This window comes from Verrucomicrobiia bacterium, from assembly GCA_036405135.1.
Lineage (GTDB): Bacteria > Verrucomicrobiota > Verrucomicrobiia > Limisphaerales > JAEYXS01 > JAEYXS01.
Window position 1 is genome coordinate 1 of sequence record DASWYF010000026.1, and the last position, 24,975, is coordinate 24,975.

A 24,975-nucleotide genomic window follows, 5' to 3' on the forward strand; every position below is an offset into this window, starting at 1 on the left:
GCGGGCTAAACTCACGAACTCAAGTCGTACACTCATCAGGTCTTTCACAGGCCATGGCATAATTACGACACACTCCCATACCTCTCCCATGTGTCCACCATGTCCCCGCACACCTGTCCACCTTGTACCCAGTCCATACACCTCGGAGGGGAGAAGGATTGAGGATGAGGGGTGCCAGTGTTTTCGCACTTCGCACCTCTTCCTTCGTCCCTTTCTACGGCTCCATAAGGACTCGTCACCTCCCCGCCAACGCAGGACATAACTACGCAATAAATCGCATCGCTATGCGTGATGACCTGGGATTTTTCGCCCTTTCCCTTCCTGACCTGAAACTTCAGAGCAGAAACCTGAGACCGAGCCTTACCCCGTCCTTTACCGACAACGAGTTGTCAGCACTGACACTATCACCGAAAGCCCTCAAGAAAACCACCACTTTTCGCTAAAATTTGCAATCAAATCCCAACCTTTTCCCACTCAAGAACATCCACAAAGCGCAACTTACGTAACTCGCATTTTTGGCCCTGCATAATCTTGAATCAGAACAATTTTCCTCTGCTCGATTTCCGAAATCTCTGCTTCCCCCTTTCCAAGTTTCATCCTCACCGGCAGACTGGTTGCGATACAAGGCAAGCATGAAACCCTCCATCAGCACATCATCATGAATTCTCTTATCATCGGCACCAACGGCTACGTCGCCGCCATCCATCCTGCCACCGGTGAAATGCTCTGGCAGACCTCGCTGGATACCGGTGGTTTTCTTTCCTCCACCAGCTATCAGGATGTCTCCGTTCTCATCCGCGAAAACGTCATCTACGCCGGAGTGGCTGGACACCTCTATGGCCTCCATGCCGAAACCGGCAAGATCCTCTGGCACAATTCCCTCAGCGGCCTCGGCCACAACGACATCTCCCTCGCCATGGAAGGCGTCTCCGTCCAATTCGTGCAAAAGGTGCAGCGACAGAATTCCTAACCAGTGGAGCGCGGATTGTCTCAATCCGCAGCAACATCCCTAAGCAACGCCAGCTCCCAGCACGCCCACCGTAGCCGTCGCCATGAGGTCGCGATTGCCTATCTCCTGACCACGCCGCAGTCCCGTTTCATAAATCATAATTCATACCTCATACCTTTTCCCCGCTTCCAGACTTGCATAAACTCCCGCCGCCCCCTTTCTTTTCCTACACATGAAACTTATCCGCTTTGGTGAACCCGGTCGCGAAAAGCCCGGTCTGATTTTGGCTGATGGCCGCCGTATTGATGCCTCCGCTTTTGGCGAAGACTACAACGAAACTTTCTTGGCCAATGACGGCCTCGCCCGCCTCGCCGCCTGGGCAGAGAAGAACGCCGCCACCGCTCCCGCCATTCCCGCTGGCGCACGCCTCGGCGCACCGCTCCAACGCCCCAGCAAGATCGTCTGTGTGGGCTTGAACTACGCGGATCACGCCAAAGAATCCGGCATGGAGATCCCGAAGGAACCCGTGCTCTTCTTCAAGGCCACCACCGCTTACACTGGGCCATACGATGGCGTCACCATCCCGCGCGGCTCCGTGAAGACGGATTGGGAAGTGGAATTTGCCATCGTCATCGGCAAACGCGCCAGCTACGTCAGCGAGGCCGATGCCCTCAACTACGTGGCCGGTTACGCTCTGCATAACGACTACAGCGAACGCGAATGGCAGCTCGAACGCGGTGGCCAATGGGTGAAAGGCAAGAGCGCCGACACCTTCGCCCCCGTCGGCCCCTGGCTCGCCACGAAAGACGAGATCAAAGACCCCGCCAATCTCAACATGTGGCTGAAAGTGAACGGCAAGCTCATCCAAAACAGCAACACGCGCCAGATGGTTTTCCAGACCGCCAAGCTCGTCAGCTACATCAGCCAGTTCATGACCCTGCTCCCCGGTGATATCATCAGCACCGGCACACCTCCCGGAGTCGGCCTCGGCTTCAAGCCCCCCGTCTTCCTGAAAGCCGGTGACGTTGTAGAACTCGGCATCGAAGGCCTCGGCGAACAGAAGCAGATTGCTGTCGCTGCACAGTGACCTGATTGAAAAGCTCTCATCGATGTCCGCTGGGTGTCCAGCGGACATCTTCTCTTGCGTTAGCGAGGCAAGATACTCCACCTGCAATGATAGCAGCGGCCTGTAAGCCGCTTTTTTTAGCGCCTGTCATGAACTATTTCGGCCAGAAACGCGAGGAGAGGGTGAGATGTTACCTCTCCTCCAACCAGCGGGAACTCCCTTATTAAGGTGGGGCAAAGCTGCCGCTTTGCCCTAACTTTGGCCTTCACCGCCGACCTCTCAAATGGAACCGGCCTTCGTAAAAACCAACTCTCCCTGTCCTCAGTCTGATCATTCCAGACTTTATAGACTTGTGGGTAATGCTCAGCCGTTGAGGGGAGAGGGAGAACATTTGGATGCGTCTCTTAGTTATCCACACTCTAAAGTCCATGACAGTCTAAAGGGCCCAGAAAATCCTCCTCTCCGACAACCACCGGACAAGCAGTTGTAAACCAGCCGTTTTCAAATGATACATCGCGCTCACTTTCCCTTGAGCCAAAAGCCAAGTGCGACGAAGCTACGGCTATGAGTGACCGGCAAAGTCCAGCGACAGCGATCCAAGGATTGATCAGCAATATCTCACAGGCGTTCATCGGGAAGGATGAGACGATCGCGCACGCGGTGCTGGCGCTCATCGCGGGCGGGCATGTGCTGCTGGAAGATGTGCCGGGCGTGGGCAAGACACTGTTGGCCAAGGCCATCGCGCGGTCGCTCTCGGCGGATTTCAAGCGCATCCAGTTCACGGCGGATCTGTTGCCCTCGGACATCAGCGGCGTGACGGTTTACTCCCAGGAGACGCATGGGTTTTCGTTCCGGCCAGGGCCGATCTTCACGAACATTCTTTTGGGCGATGAGATCAATCGCGCCACGCCGCGCACGCAGTCCAGTCTGCTGGAAGCGATGGAGGAGCATAGTGTGACGGTGGATGGCGAGGTGCACCGGCTGGCGGCGCCGTTCTTCGTGATGGCGACGCAGAATCCGGTGGAGCTGGAGGGGACCTATCCGCTGCCGTTCGCGCAGATGGACCGCTTCATGGTGCGGCTGAGCATCGGCTACATGAGCCGGGAATCGGAGACGAAGATGCTGCGCGAACAGAAGGAGCATGATCCGCTGGAGAATGTGCAGGCGGTCATGGACTGCGAGACGCTGCTGCGGTTGCAACACCAGTGCCGCGCCATCCGCGTGGAGGAATCGTTGCTCGGCTACATCGTGGACATCGTGCATGCCACGAGGAAGGATGAATCGCTGGAGCACGGCGCGAGTCCGCGTGGCAGTCTGGATATTCAGAGCTTCGCGCAAGCCATTGCGCTGAAGGCGGGGCGTGATTACGTGCTGCCTGATGACATCAAACAGGCCGCACGGCTCGTGCTGCCGCACCGCCTCATCACGAAGAAGGGCACGCGCAATGTGAGTGTGAATGCCCGCAGTGTGATGGATCACCTCATCGACTCGGTCACGGTGCCGCTGTGAGGAAGCTACGATGCGTGTGACACGGACAGGTTTCTTGCTGGCGGGCATCGCGGTGGCGCTGTATCTGGCGTCGCTCACGTCGCAGTCGGCCTTCCTGTTGCTGCCGGTGGGGATCATCGGTGGGTGTCTGGTGTTGAATATCTTCGGCTCGCGCCGTTCGGTACGGCAGGTGCAGGTGGAGCCACCGGCGAGCACATCCATCGCGGAGGGACAATCGCTCAGCCAGCCGTGGCGCGTGGAGAACCGGAGCAAGCGCGATGTAGGGCAACTCACCATCGAGAGCCAGGGCGAGACGCTGCTGCAAGTGGGCGCTTTGAACGGAAAGACCCAAGCGAACATCGTGCCCACGCGGCAATTCCTGCGGCGCGGTGTGTATCGCTTCAGCGAACTCAAGCTCGTTTCCACGTTTCCCTTCGGCTTGGTGAAGAGCGCGCGGCAAGTGGTGGCCAAAGGTGAAGTCGTGGTGTATCCAGCGATCTATCCCGCACCGTGTCCGAAGGCGGCGGGATTTGATGCGGTGGTGGGTGGAAAATTTCACGGGCAGAAGCGTTCAGCAGCGGGCACACATTTCGCGGGCTTGCGCCCATTCCATGCAGGCGATCCTTTGAAGCAGATCCACTGGAAGAGCAGTTCCAAGGGGCGCGGGCTGATGGTGAAGACGTTTGAGGAGGAACTGTCTGGTCGCGTGGCGATCATCACGGATGCAGTGGGCGTAGCGGACAGTGTGGTCCTGGATGATTGCCTGCGCGCGGCGGGTTCGCTGATGTTTGCGGCGTTGGATGCGGGGCATCATGTCGAGTGGGTGAACCTGGCCACGCAGATGCCGGAGCTGTTCCCGCCATTCACGGATGGGCAGGAGATATTGGACATGCTGGCGCGGGTGGAACCGCTGGTGAGCGAGCCGGATGGCAAACGCATCGGCGAAGCGGTGGGACACGTCTCCCGGCGGAGCGCGTTGAGTTTTGTGCTGACGCAGGTGAATGCCTCAGTGGAAGAAGCGCTGGAGAGTTTGGCCGCGCAGGGTCGCAGCGTGACGGTGTATCTGCCGGAGGGGGCCATTGAGAATCTGGGCCGCGGGGTGAATATCCTGCGGTATAACGCGCGGGAGGTGGTGGGATGAAAAGCGCGTTGAATCTCATGATCTTGCTCGGCTTCCTTTGTCAGGGGCTGACGTGGGATGGTTATGGGCTCGTGCTCGCGAACATCGCGCTCTGGCTGGCGTGTGTGAACTGGCCGCGCCGGCCGGTGAACATCCCGCAGTCATTCGAGGGCATCGCGTTGCTGACGGGGGCGATCGGCGGCTATTTTCTCGCGAAGGCATTTGGGCAAAGCACGCACTTCGCACTGGGCCACGGCATCACCTTGGTGCAGGCCGTGCGATTGCTGCGACCACTGAGCGCGCGTGACAAACGGTTTTCCCTGGTGGCGGCGTTCCTGCATCTGGGTGTGGGTTGCACCGTGGTGATCGATTTTCGTTTCGTGGTCATTTTATTAGGAGCCGTCTGGCTGATTCCTGCCACATTGCGCGAACTGGCAGGAACTGATTTCAAACCGACAACGACTACGGCCACGGCCCGGCCAAGATTTGCGTGGGCACAATTCGCCGTCTTGCTGCTTTGTGCGGTGCTGGTGTTCATGCTGTTCCCGCGCGGGTTGTTGGGTTCAGGCGGTGTGCCGACTATCGGCGGCAGTCAGAGCAGCCTGATGGATTCCATGCTGGATCCGACGGGCGGCGGCGCGGCGCAATCGGGCCGTGTCATCTTTGAGATCCAAGGTGACAATCTTGGTTATCTCCGGGCCATCGCCATGACGGAGTATACGAACGGAGTGTGGAATGGAAATCCGCGTCGTGCCGCGTATACGTTGAACCTCGTTCCGCCCGGCCAAAGAAAGGGGCACAAGAACCGCTCCGTCCGGGTGAAGAATGTGGCACATCTGGGCCGTTCACTGCCTGCGGATGGTCATGTCACGGCTATATCAGGAAATTTCTTCAGCCAACCGGTCCAGGATTCGCATGAGATGCTCTGGGCCATCTCCACCTGGCAAAAGGCGAACGCGGTCTACGAGTATTCGACGGATACGACCTTTGCGCGCAAATCACTTTTCCCGCAAGAAATCAAAGCCCTGACGCAACACCCGGACCCTTCCCCCGCAGTGCAGCAATGGGTCACAAACGTCATCGGCAATGTGACGGAACCTTTGGCACGGGCACGCAAGCTCGAGAAGCATTTTCAGGAGAACTTCACCTATCGCATCGGCGCACCTCGTCTGAGCCGGTTAAATTCCCTGGAAGAGTTCTTGTTGGAAACGAAAGAAGGACATTGTGAGCGTTACGCATCATCCCTCGCGTTGCTCTTGCGGATGCAGGGAATCCCCAGCCGTGTGGTGGTAGGCTACGTCGCAGACCAGCAGAATGTGGTGACAGGCTGGCGTCCGGTCCGGTTCAAGGATGCCCATGCATGGACGGAAGCATGGTTTCCCGGAACGGGCTGGGCGCAGTTCGATGCTACGCCGCGCAGCACGATACAACGCTCCATCTGGGACCCGGAAGCGTGGATGGAGAAGGCGGATTTCGTGTGGAATGTGTACGTGGTGAATTTCGACGGACCGAGCCAGCGTGAGCTGATGCGGGTGGGCACGGAATCTGTCGGGCACGCGCTGGGCTGGATGCATGAGCGCGCAGAATGGCTGACACTCGTGCTGGTGGTGCTGATGGCCATCGCATTGTGGCGACGCCGCAGTGTGAATCCGGAAGCAGTCGCAGCAAAGAAACAACAGCAGCGACTGGCGCATGCGGCCAATCAGTATGGCCGTATGCTGGCGGCGTTTGAGAAACGCGGCTTTACGCGTGCGCCGCAGCAGACGCCTTATGAATTTCTGATGACGTTGAAGCAAGGCATCGCCCCGGCGTTATCCGAAGCAGAGCTGATCACGAATCATTTCTGCGCCTTACGCTATGGCGGTGCTGAGACGGAGAGGGAGGAGAAGGAAGTGGAGGGTGCGCTGGAAAGATTGAAGAAAATGACGAATGCCTAAGCCTGAATGACGAAGGAATGTCCAATTTCCAATGACCGGATGTCCTCATTTGTCATTGCTCATTCCTTGGTCATTCGGATTTCGTCATTGGGCATTACCCAACGGGTTGCATTTCTCTGTGATTCGCTTATCACATTCTCCGCATGTTGTTGTTTCGGGCAAAGATTTTGGATGGCTGGTTTGAGAAGATCATCAGTGATCTGCCGGCGGTATTGATCGACCACGCGCACTTGGAGCGCAAGGCCGCGACGACGTCATTGACGCTGGAGAAGTATCGCGAGCTGTTCCCGAAAGTGCATGAACTGAACGCCATCGCCATCGAGGAGCTGCAACATTTCGAACTCGTGCTGCAAATCTTAAAACGACGCGGCATCCCGTTCGGTCAGCCGTTCCCGAGCCCGTGGATCCGTGGATTGATGACAAATATGCGGCCCGGTGCGCGCTTTCAGGTCATCGATCACCTCATCGTGTGCTCACTCATTGAAGGGCGGAGCTGCGAAAAGTTTCAGATCCTAGCCGAGCGGTTGAAGCCGATTGATCCAGAACTCGCGACGTTTTATGCGAGCTTGGTGGAATCCGAAGGCAACCATTACGCCACGTATTGGCTCATGGCTCGCGAGATCAACGAGAAGGAAGCCGATGAGCGATTGGATTTCTTCCTCGATCTGGATGCCAAGCTGATCCGTGAACCGAATCCATTGGCGATGTTGCATTGAGGCATTAGATTGCTTCGATGGTTTGCTCCGAACATGACCAACGATGCGCTAATCAAAGAGATCGGCGAAGCCTTTTCAGGTGTGCCAAAACCGCAAACTACTTTGCGGGTGGCGAGAGGCGCAGACGACCACGACTACGATTGGAAAAAGCTGCAAAAGCTGGATGAGCACTATTATGACTGGGAGGATGTACCTGACGAAGACCTGGATTACTATCAGGACATATTTTACTGGCTATGCCCTCAAGGATTTCAATTTTATTTGCCAGCGTACATGAGTCGGATGTTACGAACTTTGTCTTCTAACCGGCCGAATCATATATGGCCGATGTGGGCATTCGGTGAACGATGTTTTGAGCTGAATCTATTCGAGCTGTTCACCCGAAAACAAACAGCCGTGACGGTACGCTTCTTGGAAGTTCTATTTGAGAAGGTGAAGGATGACTATCATGCCGACTGGTGGAACCATTTCGACGCGGAGGATTGGGATGACGACGAACTAAGGAAAGCACGGAAGCTCGAATTGTGGGAAGATTACGGAGCGGCTTATCAACTTCTCAAAGCCAAGCTGGGCAGTGAATAACAGGCAGCCGAGATAAGCAGGCGAGCCTCAGCGTGCGCCTGGTTATCTCCATTGCTTGTTACTTTTGGCTTGTGGGTATGCATCATCCGCTTACGCCGCCAGGAACCACTGCTCGCTCCGCGCGCGGATGAGCTTTTGCCGCGCATGACGCAGCAATGCCTCGTTCACCTTCTCATCGAGCAACTCGGGCAGCATCAACAACGGTGCGCCGCTCATCCAGGCGAGGGATACGGCTTCACTCGCGGCCCAGCTGATGAGGCCGAACTTTTCGGGGTTGCGCGTCTTGCGCATCCACTCGGCGACGAGCTTCATCTTCAAATGCTCCAGACGCTCGATGACGAGCTGCTGCTCCGTGCGTGCCGCATTCGGGCGCACCTCGAACTTCACTTCCGGGGCGAACTCCGCTACAAGCCTCTCGACCGCGTCATTCTTGACTGTGTGTGTTTTGCCTTTCATAACCAACGCTCTTTCTGACGGTGGTCACTTTCCTTTCATTCAACAAATTATCACGTGTACGTATTATTTTTTCTGGCCGTTGCGAAAATGCCTTTCCCAAGCCAGTATGAGACAGGACTGCAACCGGGTGTAATGCGGCTCCGGCAGATGCGTCTGCTTGGGTGATATGAGAACAGAACTGAACATCGGCGGTATGACGTGCAACCACTGCGCACAAACGGTGGGGCAGGCTCTGCGTGCTGTGCCCGGCGTGGAAGCGGCGAAGGTGGACCTTGCAAGTTCCCGGGCGACAGTTGATTGGGCAGAGAATGCGGAACCTGCGCCGCAAAGCCTGCTTAAAGCAGTCCAGGGCGCGGGTTATGAACCGAGTCTGGTGAAAAAGGATGCGGCGATCATCGTCTCGGGGATGGATTGCCAGAGCTGTGTGGGGCATGTCACAAAAGCGGTGCAAACGGTGCCGGGTGTGGCGAATACGAGCGTGGATCTGAGCAGTGGCCGCGTGAAGGTGGATTGGCAGACGGACGCGAAAAAAGATTTCAGTGCGGTGGTGCAAGCGATTCAGAAGGCGGGTTATGAGGCAAAGCTCGCGGAAACGTCGAGCGCCTCAGTTCCGGTGAAGAAGAGTCATCTCGATGGCTGGAAATTTAATGTGATGTTGGGCGGTGCCATCACGGTCATCCTGATGATTTGTGAATGGGTGCTTGGGCTGGGTATGACCAAGTGGTTTCACTGGTTCGCCTTTGCGCTGGCTCTACCCGTGCAGATTTTTTGCGGTGCGCGGTTCTATCGCGGCGCGTGGAACCAGCTCAAGCAGGGCAAGTCGAACATGGACACGCTGGTGGCGCTCGGCTCCACGACGGCGTTTGTGTATAGCCTGTGGGGTTTGCTCGCGGGCTGGCACGGTCATCTCTACTTCATGGAGTCAGCGGGCATCATCACACTGGTAAGCGTTGGGCATTGGTTGGAAGCCATGATGAGCGAACGCGCGGCAAGTTCGCTGAAAGCTTTGGTGAATCTGGCGCCGTCTACCGCCCTACGCGTGGGCAAGGATGGCAAAGAAACGGCTGTAGATGTCGCGCAATTGCAACCGGGCGATCGCGTGCGACTGCGTCCAGGTGACCGTGTGCCAGTAGATGGCGAAGTGATCGAGGGCGGTTCGGCGGTGAACGAATCCATGCTCACGGGAGAATCGTTGCCGGTGGACAAACAGACAGGCAGCACATTGTTCACAGGCACGCTGGTCGAGAACGGTCAGTTGCTCATGCGCGTGACAAAGACGGGTAGCGCGACGGCGCTCGCGCAGATCATCGCCGTGGTGGAGCGGGCGCAGAATAGTCGCGCGGAAATCCAGAAACTGGGCGATCGCGTCAGCAGCATCTTTGTGCCGGTGGTTGTATGTATCGCGCTGCTGGCGGCGGCTTGGTGGGGATTGGCCTTTGCTTCGGCCACCGCATTCAGTCAAGGCCTTGCAAGCTGGTTGTGGCCGATTCATCTGCCGGATACCGCGATCGCTGCCGCAGTGCTGCATGCGGCGGCCGTGCTGATCATCGCGTGTCCCTGTGCGATGGGTCTCGCCACACCCGCAGCCATCATGGCCGGAACGAATGCGGCGGCGCAGCGTGGTATCCTGATTCGCGATGGTGCGGCCTTGGAAAAATCCGGGACGATCACGGCCGTCATCTTTGATAAGACGGGGACATTGACCGAAGGCAAACCCTCCGTGGTGGCCAGTGAAGATCTGCGTTCAGCAGATTCTCAGAAGACGATGTTGAAAGAATTGGCCTCTGCGCTGGCCTCGCCGTCCAATCATCCGCTCAGCCTTGCCATCGTGGCCGCCTTTGGCAAAGCGGCGCAGCCCCTATCAGTGGAGCGCGGCTCTCCGAGCCGCAGCAACGTCCAGGCGTTTCAACCGTTACCAAATATTTCGAAACGCGCGACTGCTACGGCGACGAATGTTTTATCACAAAATTTCACACGCTCTACCACTCCGCAGAACTGGACGGAACTGCGCGGCAAGGGCATTGAAGCGAAGCTGGCACAGCATTCCACTGAGACCTTGCGGCTAGGCTCGCTCCGTTGGTTGCAAGAGACCGGCGTGGATCTTTCACGGGCACAGGCTTTCAGTGATAAGTGGATGGGCGAAGGAGCTTCTGTCCTCGGCATCGTCGAAGGAACAAAACTCGTCGGCGTGCTCGCCCTACGTGATGTGCTGAAGCCAAAGGCCCGCGAAGTCATCGAGACATTGCAGACCAAGCTCGGTAATACGCAGAGCGTGTATCTGCTTACGGGTGATGCCAAGACGACGGCGGAAGCGCTGGCGCGAGAAGCAGGCATAGATACTCAAAACGTCTTCGCCGAAGTGCGCCCTGAGCAAAAGGCGGAGCTGGTGAAACAGCTTCAAGCCAAGGGAGAGCGCGTGGCCTTTGTAGGGGATGGCATCAATGACGCACCTGCTTTGGAGCAGGCGGACTTGGGTATTGCTGTTGCGCGGGCTAGCGACGTGGCGCGCGAGGCAGCAGATATCATCCTGCTCAAATCAGATATTCAGGCGATCCCGGAGGCCATCGGGCTGGCGCAGGCGACCTTGCGCACGATCAAGCAAAACCTGTTCTGGGCATTTTTCTACAACGCGGCGGCGATTCCGCTGGCGGCCTTGGGTTTTCTCAGTCCGTTGCTGTGTGCAGCGGCAATGGGATTGTCCGATGTGGTGGTGATCGGCAATGCGCTGCGCTTGCGCCGGAGGAAGGCTTGAGTATGATTGCATAAACAATCATTTGCTAGAGGAGGAGCAACCGCAATCCCATGAATGTCCGAAAGGCTGTTCAAAAACTTGGTAAAGGCGTTCTGTTCATTGTCGCTGCTATTGCGCTACTTTTCTTTTGGGCCCGGTGGATACCGTTTGACAAGAGCTGGCAGAAACCTGCGCATGTGATCCAAAACTTCCTAGTTCCGGCACAGAAGGGAGACTTTTCTCAAGCCAAGATATTCTTCGCGGAAAAGGACTTGATCAACATAGCTGCCTGGGAAGGCAGTTTTGAGACTTGGTGCGCCAAGTATGCGAAATATTCAGAGTTCAAGATCGGGCCTGCTGGCCGAGGCAAAGCCGGTAACTACTGGATTGAGATCTACGGCAAAACAAACACAGGCGATCTGGTATTTGTTGAGCGCGTCTATGCCAAACAGATCGATGGTATATGGAAGCTGAAATATGGATTGAGCTATGAGGCATGGCACGCTTTGCACGAAGACGATATGACAAACAATCTTGCACCGCACACAAACGTTGCGCATCAAGGTCACCAGCCCACGAATGAAGCTGACAGGACATCACCAGATCTGGATATAATCCAGCGCTGACCGTTTTGTTCCGTTTGTTTGGGAGAGTGAGAAGGATGTGGTAGGGCTTGCAGGTCAACGTATATTAGTAATGGATGCGGTATGGACATACCCGCTTTCCGTCTCTGCAATTTGGATGTCAAAGGTAAGGAATTTGAAGCACGGTTGAAGCGATAAAACTAGGCAGTCAGTCCTTTACAAACGAGGTTTTGCATCCGCGTTTCGACTCGGCCCGTGATTATCTCCGGAATAACCCGCCCGCAGCCTTGACCCCCCCGCGGATTTCTGGCGGGATACCGACACACATTTTCTGCACATGGACTTTTTTACGCCTATCTTTGCGGCGGCAGGTGACGGTTCCACCTGGCCTTTTGTCGTGCTCGTGCTCAGCGTGGCCTCGGTCATCGTCCTGATTTCGGTCTGCCGCATCCATGCTTTCCTCGCGCTCATCCTTGCGGCTTTGCTCGCTGGTGTGCTGGCGGAGAAACTTCCGGGCGGCCGTCCCCGTGTCTCCGATATCCCGGTGGCTGAAGGCGTGGCCTTGAAGAGCCACTATTTGCGGGCGGTAGAGTTGGTGACCGAGGAGTTCGGCAAGACCGCCGGGGCTATCGGTATCGTCATCGGCCTGGCCTCCATCATCAGCATGTGCCTGATGGACAGTGGCGCGGCAGACAAGGTGGTGCGCCGGTTCCTTGCTTTCTTTGGGGAAAAACGGGCAGGATTTGCTTTGCTGGTGGCCACTTACTTCCTCTCCATCCCGATTTTCTTCGATACCATGTTCATGCTCATGGCGCCGCTGGCCATGGCGCTGGCTTTGCGTACTGGTAAAGACTATCTCCTCTATGTTCTGGCGGTTTGTGCGGGTGGTGTCATCACGCATTCGCTGACAGTGCCGCATCCCGGGCCGCTGGCGATGGTGGACAATCTCAAGGTGGATGTGGGCATCTCCATCGTGGGCGGTGTGACAATGGGTCTCATCCCGGCCATCGGCGGATACTTCGTGGCCAAGTGGCTGAATTCCCGCATCACCATCCCTGTCCGCGAAGTGCCGGGAGTGGATCTGAAAGATCTCAAAAGCATCGTGAACAAACCGGAGAGCCAGTTGCCTGGCTTCACCATCTCCCTTCTGCCCATCATCTTGCCCATCGTCCTCATCACATTCGGCTCCTTTCTGGACGTGGCCTGGCGCACCTACAACCAGTTGAAGCTGGCGGGTACGACCGATTTCCATTGGGCCAAATCCGTGGTCGAACTTTTTGGTAGCAAGGAAAGTTTCCTTTCCTTCTTTGCGGTCTTCGAATTTTTGGGAAACAAGAACATCGCATTGCTGGTGGGAGCGGCCCTTTCCATCTACGTGCTGGCGAAGCAGAAGGGGTACACATTCAGCAAGATCGCCGACCTCATCGGCAAACCTTTGGAGACCGCCGGCGTCATCATCCTCATCACCAGTGCTGGCGGCGCGTTCGGCCTGATGCTCAAGAACGCCGGTGTAGGTGATGCCATCAAAGCCATGGCCGAAGGCAAAGATGTGAATCTGATCCTGCTTTCCTGGTTGGTGGCCATCGTCATCCGTATCGCCCAAGGGTCGGCCACGGTCGCCATGTTGACGACCTCGGCGATGATCTTCCCTATGATCGATCCGGCGGCGGCGGGTGCGGTGGAGCTGCCTTACAGCGTCATGTATATCTTCTTGAGCATCGGCTTTGGTGCGTTTGCCTGTTCGTGGATGAATGACTCCGGATTCTGGGTGGTGAGCAAGCTGGGCGGCCTGACGGAGAAGGAGACTTTGAAGAGCTGGACGGTGATGTTGACCGCCTGCGCTGTGATCGGTCTGCTTATGTGCCTGGTCATGTCCAAGGTCATGCCTTTAAAAGGGTTGGGCACTCTGCCTACGGCGACTCTGACAGTCCTGAAATAAGGCGAATTCCCGGCAATAGAGTGCTTTCGGATTTGCTCCGAGGGCATTACCCCATTTCTGGATATGTCCGGATGGGGTAAACGACAAGGATGCCAAAGCTTAGTCCGAATCAAGTCACTGTCTCGATGGCTACGTTGCCTTCTTGGAAACTGGAAGGTCCGGCCATTTATCGCACCTTCACCCTGCCCAATTTCAGCAAAGCGATGGAATTTGCCAATGCCGTCGCCAAGACAGCCGAGAATGCAAACCATCACCCGGACATTGAGATCAAGTGGAACCAGGTGACACTGCGATTGAGCACGCATTCCGATGGCGGACTGACGGAAAAAGACTTCGCACTGGCGGGGAAGTTCGATCAACTGGTTTGAGTCATTTGCGGAGAAGCCGCAAGTTGACTAAAGTTGAAACTGATTGGCTTTAAGGGGCTTAGGTGGCGGAAATCACTTGACTGATTACTTGACTTATACTTGACTAATCATGGTTGCGACCACCATGAGTTATCAACCGGTATATGTCATCACGCCTGCACTGCTCTCACGGGCAGAGCAGATATCCGCCCTGCGCGAACGTATTCTGGCCGCTACAGTACAAGTGGCGTGGATTCCGGCTTTGCAAAAAGATTCCCGTGCCCGCAATACACATTCATCTACAGCCATTGAGGGCAATCCGCTGACTTTGGAACAGGTGCGGGCCGTGGAAGAAGGCCGGGAGATGCCCGTCATTGCCGAGCGTGAAAAGAGGGAAGTGGTGAATTATTTCGCTGGCTTGCGATATATTGAAAAGAATTCGCATAAGAAATCGATCACTCACGAGTCGATTTTGCAACTGCACCGGATCATCGCAGGAAACGTGATGGACCAAGGCACTGCTGGAAGATATCGCACGATTCATGTCCGTGTCGGCCGTTTTACTCCGCCCGCACCGGAAGATGTTTCAGGACTGATGTTTGAATTGTTGGAATGGTGGAATAAAGAGTCTGTAAACCTGTCTCCGGTGTTAAGTTCCGCGATCATTCACTATCGGTTTGAAGCCATCCATCCTTTTGCAGATGGAAATGGCCGGACAGGACGGGCACTGGCCTTGTGGGAGCTTTACCGGCGAGGTTTTGATACGCATCACATCTTTTCCGTAGATGAATACTATTGGGAAAATCGTCCCCGCTATTATTCAGCTTTGGAACTGGTGAGACATGAAGGTGAAGATCTGAGTCGGTGGCTGGAATACAGCGCGGAAGGGCTTCTCCTGACCTTGGAACGTGTCTGGACCCGGATCCAAAAATTAACGGCTAAAAAGGGGCGTGAGAAACTGGTGCTTCGTCCGAGGCAGGAAAAATTGCTGCAAATGTTGCGAGATCATCAAGGTATGACACCGCAAGAAATCTGGGATGGCTTAGATGTATCGCGGCAAGGAGCCATGGGTTTATTGCGGCCATTGATCCAAGCGGGACTGGTCAAAAAAGTGGGTGGCAAGAAAAGCGGGCGTTATATTTTGGTATAAGCCGCAAAAGCCCGGGCTTTCCACCCGATTGTGATATGCTATATTCTTCCTCACGTCGAAACTGACGTGAATGGTAAGGATAGTTAGCAGCAATTTGTGAAAGCACTGGTAGAGACAGCAAACCGGAAGACGGAGCGAGCGTTCTTGGTGGGCGCGGAGTTGAAGAACTCCAACACATGGGAGTTGCAAGACTCAATGGAGGAGTTGCGACAGCTCGCGCAGACGGCAGGTGCGGAGATCGTAGGAGATGCCACGCAGAAGCTGGAATCCCCCGCCGCCGCCACGTACATCGGCAGCGGCAAGGCGGATGAACTCGCCAAGAAATGCCGTGAGGCCGAGGTGGACACGGTCATCTTCGATGACGAACTTTCTCCCGCCCAAGGCCGTAACCTGGAAAAGCTTTTCGAGTGCAAGATACTCGATCGCACCTCGCTGATCCTCGACATCTTCGCGCAACGCGCCCGCACGCGTGAGGGCAAGATGCAGATCGAGCTGGCGCAGCTCCAGCATTTGTTACCGCGACTGACGCGTTTCTGGTCCCACTTGTCCCGTCAAAAGGGCGGTATCGGTATGCGTGGTGATGGTGAGACGCAGCTGGAGACGGACCGCCGTCGCGTGCAGGACAAGATCGCACGCATCACGCGTGAACTCAGTGAAGTGCGGCGTCACCGTTCCACCCAACGTCAGGGTCGTCAGCGCAGTCAATGGCCGCTGGCCTCGATCGTCGGTTACACGAACGCAGGCAAGTCCACGCTCTTCAATGCGTTGACGGGTGCGGGTGTGCTTTCCGAGGACAAGCTGTTCGCCACGCTGGACCCGACGACACGGCGTTTACATCTGGAGAAGACGAACCAGAATGTGCTCGTATCTGACACGGTAGGTTTCATCCGCAAGCTGCCGCACAATCTGGTGGAAGCCTTCAAAGCGACCTTGGAGGAAGTGGTGGAGGCAGACCTGCTCCTGCACGTGGTGGACATCAGCCATCCGAAGCTGGATGAGCAGATTGTAGCGGTAGACACGGTGCTGGAGGAGATCGGAGCTAAGGGCAAACCGACGTTAATGGTCTTCAACAAAATCGACCGCTTTGATGACGACATCGTGATCAACCGCTATCGCGAACTGTTCCCGCAATGCGTGGCGGTGTCAGCGCGCACAGGCGCCGGCTTCCCTGACTTGCTGGAAGAGCTGGGCGCGATGTTGCGGCCCATTCGTGAGTTCGTGGATCTTGAAATCCCACACGATGCCGCATCGACCATCGCCCGACTGCACGCTATCGCGCAGGTGGTGGATCGTGATTACGACGGTCCTTCGGCGAAGTTCAAGGCACGCATCCCGCCTCATTATATGAACGAGTTCACGCCGTTTGTGGTAGGGAAGAATCAATCGGAGCGCGCCGAGGCGATCGAAGGAAAGAGGCGGTAAAGCGTTCCGTCTGCATCGCGCAATGTTCCGGTGTCATCGCCTGAGATGGTAAAGATGGCCCGGGAAAAATCATTCGTGCTTTGGCGATCCGATAAACGCACGCGGCCACTGAGTTCCCATTGCTCAGGGGAGATCAACCTCACTTTGGTCGCGGTAAGCGAGACACCATTGGTGGGAACGGTCAGGGTGAAGCCACGTAACTCGACCGTTTTCTTCAAATCTTTGCCCGCTACGTAATGATGAAATTGCCGGACGGCTTGTGAGAAATGATAGGAAGAGCGAACTTCGAGGTTGGCGTCATACACTACCAAGAGAGGCAATACGCCTATGCGGAAAAACCCCTTTCGTTGGTTTTCCTTGGCAAATCTGTCAGCTTTGACCAGCAGACTCAGCCGGTTTTCAGGTCCGGCATAAAAAGGCAGCGTCACGCCTCGGGCATTCAGAATCATCCTGTTGTCCAAAGCCTTCGGCTGACCTGCACCAATCCCTGTCACATGAAGAGATAAAATAAGGGCAAGCGCCCATAGTATCCACCCAGCCCGGATTGTAGTATGTAAGTGACGAGACACGATCGGTTGATTAGGCGATTGATTTAAACCCTTTATTGGTCACGGCCCCAAGATTCTCCAGATTTCGCCAACTGGCAAACACGACCAGTCGCATAACGCGGGCTTGCGCAGATCACTTCCAGCCGCTTGGATAAGAGCCAGCCAAGATGAGCACCTCACTCCGCATCAAAGACCTGCCGGATACGGAACGCCCCCGCGAACGATTGCTGCTCCATGGTGCCGATGCGCTGCGTCACGCGGAACTCATCGCCATTCTGTTGCGCACAGGGATGAAAGGTTACTCCGCCATCCAGATCGCGGAGCAATTGATGGTCAAATTCGGCTCCTTGAACCGCCTCGCGCTCGCTTCGGTAGATGAATTGCGCAAAGTCAAAGGGGTGGGCCGGGACAAGGCGATCGCGCTGAAAGCCGCCTTCACGCTCGCGCAACGCATGGCGAAGGAGCTGCAATACGAATCGCCGGTGCTGGATAATCCGGAGAGCATCGCGAATCTGCTGCGCGAGGAGAACCGGATGTATGAGGTGGAGCATTTCCAGATCTTGCTGCTGAACACACGGCGCAAGCTCATCCGCGTGGAACAGATTTCCCAAGGCACATTGGACACGTTGCTGGTGCATCCGCGGGAGGTCTTCAAACTGGCCATCACGGCGAATGCCTCGGCTATCGTGCTGGTGCACAATCATCCTAGTGGCGATCCGACGCCTTCGGATGCGGATATTCGCGTGACGCGCGATTTGATTCGTGCGGGGCAGTTGCTGAAGATCGATGTGCTGGATCATATCATCTTGGGTAAACGTACGGCGGAGCGGAGCCGGGATTACACCTCGTTGCGAGAGTTGGGGCATTTCTACGTATAAGTAAGCTGTTGCTGGTGAAGAAAAACTGGTGAATAGTTTTCGCCGTCCAAAAACTATGTTTAAAAATTTGATCCTCGTTACGTCGCTGGCCTTGGCCAGTGTTGCTATCACCGGTTGCAAGACGGCCGATTGCACTTCTTGCTGTGCCGCCGATGCGAAGTGGACGGTGCTTTTCGATGGCAAGTCCACGGATGCTTTCCGCGGTTACAAGACGGAAGCGTTTCCCGGCGAGAAATGGCAGGTGGATGGCGATGCCCTGCACGTCCTGCCCGGCAAGAGCCCGGACTTGATGACGAAGGAGCAATACGAGAATTACGAGCTGGAACTGGAATGGAAGGTCTCGCCCGGTGGCAACAGCGGCATCATCTATAATGTGCAGGAGACGGCTGGTCCCGCGTGGCACACGGGCCCGGAGATGCAGGTGCTGGATGACAGCAAGCATCCCGATGGCAAGAACCCGAAGACGTCCTCAGGTTCACTCTATGCGATGATCGCGCCGAACGCGGAGAAGACGTTGAAGCCCGTGGGCGAATACAACAGCGCCAAGCTCATCGTGAACAAAGGCAACGTGCAGCATTGGCTCAACGGCAAGAAGGTCGTGGAATACACGTGGGGCAGCCCGGAGATCGCCGCGCTCATCCAGCAGAGCAAGTTCAAGCCGTTGCCGGAATTCATGAAGCACGGCAAGGGTCACATCGTGTTCCAGCACCACGGCGAAGAGGTGTGGTACCGCAATATCCGCATCAAGAAGCTGTAAGCGGAATCACCAGAATCTCACAAAGCGTCAGGGCGAAGGCTCTGGCGCTTTTTTGTTTTCTGAAGCGCGGGTCTCTGACCCGCAGCAAGGTGAAAATAGGCGGACAGATCCCGAGTATTTAGGGTCTGCGTGCTAGAGCTTTTGGCCATACTTCGACCTGCTCTTGCTCAGGGGAGTTGCTGCGGGTCGGAGACCCGCGCTCCAGCTATTCCATATTCGGATACGACCCCAGCACCTTCACGAAGCTGCAGTGCGTTCCGAGCTGTTCCAGCGCCTTCGCGAGTTTCTTGTCCTGCATGTGGCCGTCCACATCCACGAAGAAGAAATACTCCCACGCCTTGCGCTTGCTGGGGCGGGATTCGATCTTCGTCATGTTCAGCTTGTAACGACGGAACGGTGCGAGCGTCGAATGGAGCGCGCCCACTTTATCCGCGATGCTGAACATCACACTCGTGCGGTCACGGCCCGTCGGCGGACTGCATTGACGGCCCAGCACAAGGAAGCGCGTGGCGTTCGCCGAGTTATCCTGGATGTTATGTTCCAGGATCGGCACGTTGTATTTCTCGGCGGCGAGGACACCGGCGATAGCACCCGTCTTTTTCTCAGCGGCCGTGAGTTCCACGGACCGTGCGTTTGAGGAAGTCTCGATGAGTTCTGCGTGCGGCAGATTTTTTTGGATCCAGCCGCGGCATTGCGCCAGCGTTTGCGGATGCACGAAGAGCTTCTTGATCTGGTCCTTCTTACCCTTGCTCACGAGGCAATGCGAGATGGGCAGCACGATCTGCGAGACGATCTTCAGATCGCTATCTACGAACATGTCGAGCGTGTGCGTGACGACGCCTTCGGTGGAGTTCTCCACGGGCACGACACCGTAATCCGCGCGGCCTTTCGAGACTTCGCTGAACACGTCGGGGATCGTCTTCTGCGACGCGTACTTCAAGCTGGAACCGAACCGGCGGATGGCCGCTTGATGCGTGAAGGTCGCTTCTGGCCCGAGATACGCGATGGTCAGCGACTTCTCCAGCGACAGCGCGCTGGACATCACCTCGCGATAGATGGCTTGCAGGGAGGCGTTCGTGATGGGGCCGGCGTTTTGCTTGCACACGCGCTCGAGTACCACGCGCTCGCGGTGCGGCGCATAGATTTCTTCGCCAGCCTTCAGCTTGATCTCGCCGATGGACAGCACGTGCTTCGTGCGTTCGTTCAAGAGCGCGACGATCTGCGCGTCGAGCTGGTCGATTGCCTGCCGATGTTCTGAGAGGCTCATGAAAATCAGGATTCGCTTTTCTGCTCAGTTGCTTCTGCTGCCGCCGGAGCCGCTTCCGCTGCGGACGCTCCTGCCGGAGCCGCCGCACCTTCCGCAGCCGGTGCCAAGGCATCCGGGGGCGCGGTCGCCAGGCCCGGATCTACCGTGAGCAGCGCCTCTGGCTTCGTCACCGGGATGCGGCGTAGCTCCGTTGCGTCTGGCAAATCTTCCAAGCTCGCGAGCCCGAAGTATTCGAGGAACGTCGCTGTCGTGCTGTAGAGCGCGGGGCGGCCGACCACTTCTGCACGACCACTCTGCTCCACGAGATTCCGCTCCAGCAACGTCTGCATCGTGCCATCTACCGACACGCCACGAATCTGTTCCACTTCGGAACGCGTCATCGGCTGGCGATACGCGATGATCGTTAGCGTCTCCAGCGCCGGTGCCGAGAGACGCGGTGGCCGCACTTTTTCACCGACCAGCGTTTTGATCCACGGCGCGTATTCGGGCAGGCTCACGAAGAGCCACGCTCCCGCCACGCACCTCAAGCGATACATCCGGCCCGCCTGTTCATGCTCCTGCTCCAGCGCGGCGAGCAAGGGCTCCAGCTCCTCGTCCTTCACCTTCTTGAAGGCGCGGATGCCCTCGTCCTCCGAGTTGGCGGCGGTCGTCGCGAAGATGTCGCGAATATCCTTCAAGCTCAGCGGCTTTTGCGCCGCGAACAAGATCGCTTCCAGAATGTTTTTCAGTTCCATGGTCGGGAAATTACGATGCTTCCTTCGGCGCAGCTTCCGTCACCGGCTCAGATTCTACAACAGGCGAACTGGCCTCAGCTTGAACTTCATTAGCGCTCTCAGCCGTAGCGACAGCCTGCTCACCCGCATTCTCCGTTACCGCTTCTGCCTGATTATTCGGATTCGCGCCATCGATGTTCGTCACTAGATTCGTCGGCGTCGCTTCCGTCACCTCGTTCTTGCTGATCTCGATATCCGCGAACGTCTCCGGCTGCGAGATCAGCACCCGCTTCAACCGGATAAGCTCCAGCATCGCGAGGAACGTCACCACCACCTCCGTGCGGCTCACCGCACTATCGAACAATTCCGAGAACTTCACCGTTCCTTTGCTCTCGATGGTGTTCAAGATCGTCTCGATCTTCTCGCTCACCGTCCATTTGTCCTGGAAGATGTCGCGGCTCTCGCCTTCTTTCGCCGCGTAGCGCTTCAGGATGTTGTTCACCGCGCCGATAAGGTCGAAGACGGAGACCACGATCTTCTGCGGCGGTTCATCCGCCGTGAAGTCTGGCTTACCGGGCTGCCGTGCGTAGACGCTTTCCTGAACTTCTTCGCGATACTGCAGCTTCGCGGCGGCGTCCTTGAATTTCTTGTATTCGACGAGTTGGCGGATCAATTCCCAGCGCGGATCTTCCTCGTCATCCTCGCCTTCCACCACCACCTGTTTCTCCACGGGGAGCAGTTCCTTGCTCTTGATATACATGAGCGTGGCCGCCATCACAAGGAACTCGCCCGCAATCTCCAGGTCCAGCTGGCGCATCATCTCCACATGGGCGAGGAACTGCGTGGCCAGCTTCGTCAGGTTCACCTCATAGATATCCACCTCCTCCTTCTTTACGAGGTAAAGCAGGAGGTCGAGCGGACCTTCAAACACTTCGAACTGGACTTTGTAATCCATGAGACAGACAAACCAACCCCGTCGCAGACCAAGCCGCTCGGGACGGTCCATCATAGAGAACCCCCAAACCCCTTGGCAATGCTGGAAGGGACCCTCTGTTAGGTACACTTTAAAACCATTGAAACGTGAAAACGTCATCCCAGAGAGCGCTTTTTAAGCCCTTAACGGATCCGATTTCTGCCGGTTGATGGCATTGCGCCCGGCGGCCGCCTGCTGGCATAGTGGGGACATGATTACCCCGATGGACCGGCGTCGTTTCCTGCTCACGAGCGGGCTTGCCCTGCTTGCCACCCAACTGGATGTTTCCGCAGTGGAGAAGCCGCCCTTGGGGGCGAAGATCAAGCGCGTGCTCTTCCTCGGGGACAGCATCACCTACAGCGGCCAATATGTGGATTACGTGGAGGCCGCGTGGCGCACGCGTTTCCCGGAATCACAGGTTGATTTCCTCGATCTCGGTTTGCCGAGCGAAACCGTCTCCGGCCTTTCCGAGCCTGGCCATGCCGGCGGCAAGTTCCCACGCCCGGATCTGCACGAGCGCCTGGATCGAGTGCTGGCGCAAGTGAAGCCGGATCTCGTCATCGCGTGTTACGGCATGAATGATGGGATTTATCATCCCTTTAGTGAAGAGAGGATGGCGGCACACCAGAAGGGAATCTTGAAACTGCGTGAGAAAGTGCAAGCGGCTGGTGCCAAGATCATCCACCTCACGCCACCTGTATTCGATCCGCAACCGATCAAGGCGAAGACCTTGCCCGCTGGTCGCGACGTGTATGAGCAACCCTACGTGGGCTATGACGAAGTGCTCACGAAGTTCAGCGAGTGGTTGCTCTCGATGCGCAAGAGCGGTTGGGAGGTGTATGACATCCATGGCCCGATGTTGAAGCACCTGGAGACGCGCCGGAAGACGACTCCGGAATTCACCTTTGCCAAGGACGGTGTGCATGCGGATGCCACGGGGCATTGGCTGATGGCGCAGGCTTTGTTGCAGGGATGGAAGCTGAAGCCGGATGTGGAGATTTTCAGTATTGATGCCAGCAGCGCGAGAACATTGGGTGGAAACGCCTCAGCAGTGAACGCGGGCAGTGCGGTGCTGGTCTTCCAGGAGACGGTTCATCCTGCGCAACCTTACGATACGAAGTGGAACACGGAGTCAATGGTGCTGGAAAGGTTTGCCGAACGCACAGCCACGCGCGAACTGCGGGTGCTGGGTCTTTCCACCGGCCAGTATCACTTGAAGGAAGATGATAAAATAATCACGACGGCTTCCGCGAAAGAATTGGCCAAAGGGGTGGCTTTGGACCGCTTGGTGAATACATCGCTGCAGAAAAATCAGGCGGAGCTGCTGAAACTTATCAGCCAGCGACGGAAGCTTTTGAGCGATGCATGGCTCACCGCGACAGGGCATCAACGTCCGGGCATGGCCAAAGGTCTGCCACTGGCGGAAGCCGAAAGCAAAGCGATGGAACTGGGTGTGCAAATCATGAAATTGACCCGGCCTATAACGATGAAACTGACTTTAGTGGCGGAGGTTGCAAAATGAACGATTCTCAGAGGGTGAAGTGTCTTGGGAAAAAGTGATTCGGGCAACAGACGCCAAGGAGGTGGGGGTTGGGGAACCCCGCTGAAGAAACGTTCTGTCACCCGAATCGATTACAACCTACACCCACGTCACGGAAAATCCATACGTAATCTTACTTATTCTGAGCGCGTACGGGACTGGAGATGGGTTATCCCTTGGGGGACAGGGGTTTGGGAAAGTATGGACAGGCTAAGAGAGAGTAACTGTGGAAGGTGGTTTTTCTTGTGCTTGGCTAAACAAAAATAGGCCTGCACAGGTCACCACGGCGTTCAAAATCAGCAATTCATTGCCGAATTGATAGCCGCCAAAAAATGCTTTGGAGTTCGTGTCCAAAAAATAGCAGATCAGCGGGGCAATCAGGCAGATGACTGGCACGCTCTTATCCAAAACACGTCGGCGACAGATGATGCCGAACACAAACAAACCGAGCAACGGACCGTAAGTATAGGTGGCGATCTTCAGCACGGCGCCAATGACGGATTGCTTGGCAATCGCTTCAAACGCCAGGATCACCACCAGCAGAATCGCCGCGAACGCCAGGTGTATCCGGTGCCGTAACGAAGTCTTCTCCGCTTCCGTGCGGCGCGTGTCCTTATCCATCCCGAGAATGTCTATACAGTAAGAAGTCGTCAACGTGGTGAGCACGGAATCCGCGCTGGAGAAGGTCGCCGCCGTGAGGCCGAGCACGAACACGATCGCCGCGAACGTGCCGAGGTGTTGCAAGGCAAGCAGCGGGAAGAGCTGGTCGGAACGCTCTGGTATCGCGATACCTTTGCTCGTCGCAAAGATGTAGAGCAGCGCCCCCATGGAGAGGAAGAAGAGGTTTACCAGGACGGCGATCACGCTGTAGGACGCCATGTTCCATTGCGCTTCACGTAGTGAACGGCAGCTCAGGTTTTTTTGCATCATGTTCTGGTCGAGTCCCGTCATGGCGATGGCCAGAAAGATGCCCCCGAGGAACTGTTTCCAGAAGTAATTGCCCTTCGTGGCATCCCAGAAAAATGTCTGCGCGTAATCGCTGTTCTTCACTGTGCTGATGAGATCGCCCACGCCCAATCCCAGTTGTCTCATGATGGCAACGATGGAAAGTATCACGCCCAGAAGCAGAAAGGTGGATTGAAACGTATCCGTCCACACCAAGGTCTTGATGCCGCCTTTATAGGTATAGGCGAGCATGAGCAGGATGATGCTGGCGACGGTCACGACAAAGGGGATGTTCCACGCATCGAACACGAACTTTTGGATCACACTCGCTGCGAGGAATAATCGCGCAGCGGCTCCGAGTGTGCGCGAGAGGATGAAGTAGGCGGAACCGGTTTTTTGTGACCGCGTGCCGAAACGCGTCTCCAGGTAACTATAGATAGAGGTCAGGTTCAGCTTGTAGAACAGGGGCAACAGCACCCAGGCGATGATGAGGTAACCCACCATCAGGCCTAACACAAGTTGCAGGTAAGAGAACTGGTCTTTGCCTACAGTGCCCGGCACGGAGATGAAGGTGACGCCTGAGAGGGAGTCACCGATCATCCCGAAAGCGACCGCATACCAAGGCGACGCTTTGTTCCCGAGGAAGTAAGAGTCGTTCGTGGCGTTACGGCTCGTGTACCACGCGATCAACAGCAGGAAGAGGAAGTATCCTCCGATGCAGCTGAAGATATAGATTGGTGACATGGTCGCTTAGATTCCCATCATGTTGCCGGGGAACGCGGTCATTACTGGAGGAGAAGACAGCGATTGGCGAGTGGAATTTCGAGCCCTCCGCCAAAATGAAAAGCGCCGACCTGAGGTCGGCGC

22 protein-coding genes are annotated in these 24,975 nt (G+C 56.4%); 16 read left to right on the forward strand and 6 right to left on the reverse strand.

Features of this window, described 5'->3' with window-relative positions:
* Positions 1-658 precede the first annotated feature (658 nt).
* The 7 genes from VGH19_13485 (at position 659) to VGH19_13515 (ending at position 7,858) form a co-directional block, all read left to right on the forward strand.
* Positions 659-970: a PQQ-binding-like beta-propeller repeat protein gene (locus VGH19_13485; GenBank protein HEY1172374.1), complete on the forward strand. Its 312-nt coding sequence runs from the start codon at positions 659-661 to the stop codon at positions 968-970.
* Positions 971-1,181: 211 nt separating this feature from the next.
* Positions 1,182-2,036, forward strand: coding sequence for a fumarylacetoacetate hydrolase family protein (locus VGH19_13490; protein ID HEY1172375.1), 855 nt, complete (start codon positions 1,182-1,184; stop codon positions 2,034-2,036).
* Between the two features lie 543 nt (positions 2,037-2,579).
* Positions 2,580-3,524 (forward strand): MoxR family ATPase, encoded by a 945-nt coding sequence (locus VGH19_13495; GenBank protein HEY1172376.1) that lies wholly within the window; start codon positions 2,580-2,582, stop codon positions 3,522-3,524.
* Positions 3,525-3,534: 10 nt separating this feature from the next.
* Positions 3,535-4,644, forward strand: a complete 1,110-nt coding sequence (locus VGH19_13500; GenBank protein HEY1172377.1) for a DUF58 domain-containing protein — start codon at positions 3,535-3,537, stop codon at positions 4,642-4,644.
* Positions 4,641-6,560 (forward strand): transglutaminaseTgpA domain-containing protein, encoded by a 1,920-nt coding sequence (locus tag VGH19_13505; protein HEY1172378.1) that lies wholly within the window; start codon positions 4,641-4,643, stop codon positions 6,558-6,560. The genes VGH19_13500 and VGH19_13505 overlap by 4 nt, the downstream gene beginning before the upstream one ends.
* 143 nt (positions 6,561-6,703) lie before the next feature.
* On the forward strand, positions 6,704-7,276 hold the full coding sequence (gene miaE, locus VGH19_13510) for a tRNA isopentenyl-2-thiomethyl-A-37 hydroxylase MiaE (protein ID HEY1172379.1): 573 nt from the start codon (positions 6,704-6,706) through the stop codon (positions 7,274-7,276).
* 33 nt (positions 7,277-7,309) lie between these two features.
* A complete protein-coding gene (locus VGH19_13515) occupies positions 7,310-7,858 on the forward strand; it encodes a DUF6714 family protein (protein HEY1172380.1) in 549 nt (182 codons plus the stop codon).
* A 90-nt stretch (positions 7,859-7,948) separates the two neighbouring features.
* On the opposite strand, the gene VGH19_13520 is transcribed toward VGH19_13515, so the two are convergent.
* Entirely contained in the window at positions 7,949-8,314 is a 366-nt protein-coding gene (locus VGH19_13520) for a hypothetical protein (protein HEY1172381.1), read from the reverse strand.
* A 166-nt stretch (positions 8,315-8,480) separates the two neighbouring features.
* Between VGH19_13520 and VGH19_13525 the strand changes: the two genes are divergently transcribed.
* The 6 genes from VGH19_13525 (at position 8,481) to hflX (ending at position 16,487) form a co-directional block, all read left to right on the forward strand.
* The gene (locus tag VGH19_13525) at positions 8,481-11,066 is read left to right on the forward strand and encodes a heavy metal translocating P-type ATPase (GenBank protein ID HEY1172382.1); all 2,586 of its coding nucleotides are present in this window, start codon (positions 8,481-8,483) and stop codon (positions 11,064-11,066) included.
* 50 nt (positions 11,067-11,116) lie between these two features.
* Positions 11,117-11,671: a hypothetical protein gene (locus VGH19_13530; protein ID HEY1172383.1), complete on the forward strand. Its 555-nt coding sequence runs from the start codon at positions 11,117-11,119 to the stop codon at positions 11,669-11,671.
* 295 nt (positions 11,672-11,966) lie between these two features.
* On the forward strand, positions 11,967-13,568 hold the full coding sequence (locus tag VGH19_13535; protein HEY1172384.1) for an SLC13 family permease: 1,602 nt from the start codon (positions 11,967-11,969) through the stop codon (positions 13,566-13,568).
* An 89-nt stretch (positions 13,569-13,657) separates the two neighbouring features.
* Entirely contained in the window at positions 13,658-13,936 is a 279-nt protein-coding gene (locus tag VGH19_13540; GenBank protein ID HEY1172385.1) for a 4a-hydroxytetrahydrobiopterin dehydratase, read from the forward strand.
* A 109-nt stretch (positions 13,937-14,045) separates the two neighbouring features.
* Positions 14,046-15,065: a Fic family protein gene (locus tag VGH19_13545; protein HEY1172386.1), complete on the forward strand. Its 1,020-nt coding sequence runs from the start codon at positions 14,046-14,048 to the stop codon at positions 15,063-15,065.
* A 96-nt stretch (positions 15,066-15,161) separates the two neighbouring features.
* Positions 15,162-16,487, forward strand: a complete 1,326-nt coding sequence (gene hflX, locus VGH19_13550) for a GTPase HflX (protein ID HEY1172387.1) — start codon at positions 15,162-15,164, stop codon at positions 16,485-16,487.
* Here hflX and VGH19_13555 read toward each other — a convergent pair.
* Positions 16,445-17,056 (reverse strand): hypothetical protein, encoded by a 612-nt coding sequence (locus VGH19_13555; GenBank protein HEY1172388.1) that lies wholly within the window; start codon positions 17,054-17,056, stop codon positions 16,445-16,447. The two genes, hflX and VGH19_13555, sit on opposite strands and share 43 nt — an antisense overlap.
* A gap of 146 nt (positions 17,057-17,202) precedes the next feature.
* Between VGH19_13555 and radC the strand changes: the two genes are divergently transcribed.
* Both radC and VGH19_13565 read left to right on the forward strand, forming a co-directional pair.
* Positions 17,203-17,913 carry a DNA repair protein RadC gene (radC, locus tag VGH19_13560; GenBank protein ID HEY1172389.1) on the forward strand — a complete coding sequence of 237 codons (711 nt, stop codon included), beginning with the start codon at positions 17,203-17,205 and terminating at the stop codon, positions 17,911-17,913.
* Positions 17,914-17,968: 55 nt separating this feature from the next.
* Positions 17,969-18,670 (forward strand): DUF1080 domain-containing protein, encoded by a 702-nt coding sequence (locus tag VGH19_13565; protein ID HEY1172390.1) that lies wholly within the window; start codon positions 17,969-17,971, stop codon positions 18,668-18,670.
* Positions 18,671-18,875: 205 nt separating this feature from the next.
* Here VGH19_13565 and pheA read toward each other — a convergent pair whose 3' ends face one another.
* From pheA to VGH19_13580, 3 genes are read right to left on the reverse strand one after another with little or no spacing between them, the layout of a single operon-like run.
* The gene (gene pheA, locus VGH19_13570) at positions 18,876-19,937 is read right to left on the reverse strand and encodes a prephenate dehydratase (GenBank protein HEY1172391.1); all 1,062 of its coding nucleotides are present in this window, start codon (positions 19,935-19,937) and stop codon (positions 18,876-18,878) included.
* Positions 19,938-19,942: 5 nt separating this feature from the next.
* On the reverse strand, positions 19,943-20,671 hold the full coding sequence (gene scpB, locus VGH19_13575; GenBank protein HEY1172392.1) for an SMC-Scp complex subunit ScpB: 729 nt from the start codon (positions 20,669-20,671) through the stop codon (positions 19,943-19,945).
* A 10-nt stretch (positions 20,672-20,681) separates the two neighbouring features.
* Positions 20,682-21,605, reverse strand: a complete 924-nt coding sequence (locus VGH19_13580; protein ID HEY1172393.1) for a segregation/condensation protein A — start codon at positions 21,603-21,605, stop codon at positions 20,682-20,684.
* A gap of 229 nt (positions 21,606-21,834) precedes the next feature.
* Here VGH19_13580 and VGH19_13585 point away from each other — a divergent pair, with 229 nt between their 5' ends.
* Positions 21,835-23,145: an SGNH/GDSL hydrolase family protein gene (locus VGH19_13585; protein HEY1172394.1), complete on the forward strand. Its 1,311-nt coding sequence runs from the start codon at positions 21,835-21,837 to the stop codon at positions 23,143-23,145.
* A gap of 228 nt (positions 23,146-23,373) precedes the next feature.
* Here the strand turns inward: VGH19_13585 and VGH19_13590 are convergent, their stop codons facing one another.
* A complete protein-coding gene (locus VGH19_13590) occupies positions 23,374-24,852 on the reverse strand; it encodes a sodium:solute symporter (GenBank protein ID HEY1172395.1) in 1,479 nt (492 codons plus the stop codon).
* Positions 24,853-24,975 lie beyond the last annotated feature (123 nt).

Excerpts from the sequence above, each read along its gene's own strand:
- VGH19_13515 (HEY1172380.1), top strand. The coding sequence starts at position 7,310 with ATGACCAACGATGCGCTAATCAAAGAGATCGGCGAAGCCTTTTCAGGT.
- VGH19_13565 (HEY1172390.1), top strand. The coding sequence starts at position 17,969 with ATGTTTAAAAATTTGATCCTCGTTACGTCGCTGGCCTTGGCCAGTGTT.
- pheA (HEY1172391.1), bottom strand. The coding sequence starts at position 19,937 with ATGAGCCTCTCAGAACATCGGCAGGCAATCGACCAGCTCGACGCGCAG.
- VGH19_13530 (HEY1172383.1), top strand. The coding sequence starts at position 11,117 with ATGAATGTCCGAAAGGCTGTTCAAAAACTTGGTAAAGGCGTTCTGTTC.
- scpB (HEY1172392.1), bottom strand. The coding sequence starts at position 20,671 with ATGGAACTGAAAAACATTCTGGAAGCGATCTTGTTCGCGGCGCAAAAG.
- VGH19_13585 (HEY1172394.1), top strand. The coding sequence starts at position 21,835 with ATGATTACCCCGATGGACCGGCGTCGTTTCCTGCTCACGAGCGGGCTT.
- VGH19_13540 (HEY1172385.1), top strand. The coding sequence starts at position 13,658 with ATGCCAAAGCTTAGTCCGAATCAAGTCACTGTCTCGATGGCTACGTTG.
- VGH19_13525 (HEY1172382.1), top strand. The coding sequence starts at position 8,481 with ATGAGAACAGAACTGAACATCGGCGGTATGACGTGCAACCACTGCGCA.
- VGH19_13490 (HEY1172375.1), top strand. The coding sequence starts at position 1,182 with ATGAAACTTATCCGCTTTGGTGAACCCGGTCGCGAAAAGCCCGGTCTG.
- VGH19_13545 (HEY1172386.1), top strand. The coding sequence starts at position 14,046 with ATGGTTGCGACCACCATGAGTTATCAACCGGTATATGTCATCACGCCT.
- VGH19_13520 (HEY1172381.1), bottom strand. The coding sequence starts at position 8,314 with ATGAAAGGCAAAACACACACAGTCAAGAATGACGCGGTCGAGAGGCTT.
- VGH19_13500 (HEY1172377.1), top strand. The coding sequence starts at position 3,535 with ATGCGTGTGACACGGACAGGTTTCTTGCTGGCGGGCATCGCGGTGGCG.
- radC (HEY1172389.1), top strand. The coding sequence starts at position 17,203 with ATGAGCACCTCACTCCGCATCAAAGACCTGCCGGATACGGAACGCCCC.
- VGH19_13535 (HEY1172384.1), top strand. The coding sequence starts at position 11,967 with ATGGACTTTTTTACGCCTATCTTTGCGGCGGCAGGTGACGGTTCCACC.
- VGH19_13505 (HEY1172378.1), top strand. The coding sequence starts at position 4,641 with ATGAAAAGCGCGTTGAATCTCATGATCTTGCTCGGCTTCCTTTGTCAG.
- VGH19_13580 (HEY1172393.1), bottom strand. The coding sequence starts at position 21,605 with ATGGATTACAAAGTCCAGTTCGAAGTGTTTGAAGGTCCGCTCGACCTC.
- VGH19_13495 (HEY1172376.1), top strand. The coding sequence starts at position 2,580 with ATGAGTGACCGGCAAAGTCCAGCGACAGCGATCCAAGGATTGATCAGC.
- VGH19_13590 (HEY1172395.1), bottom strand. The coding sequence starts at position 24,852 with ATGTCACCAATCTATATCTTCAGCTGCATCGGAGGATACTTCCTCTTC.
- VGH19_13485 (HEY1172374.1), top strand. The coding sequence starts at position 659 with ATGAATTCTCTTATCATCGGCACCAACGGCTACGTCGCCGCCATCCAT.
- miaE (HEY1172379.1), top strand. The coding sequence starts at position 6,704 with ATGTTGTTGTTTCGGGCAAAGATTTTGGATGGCTGGTTTGAGAAGATC.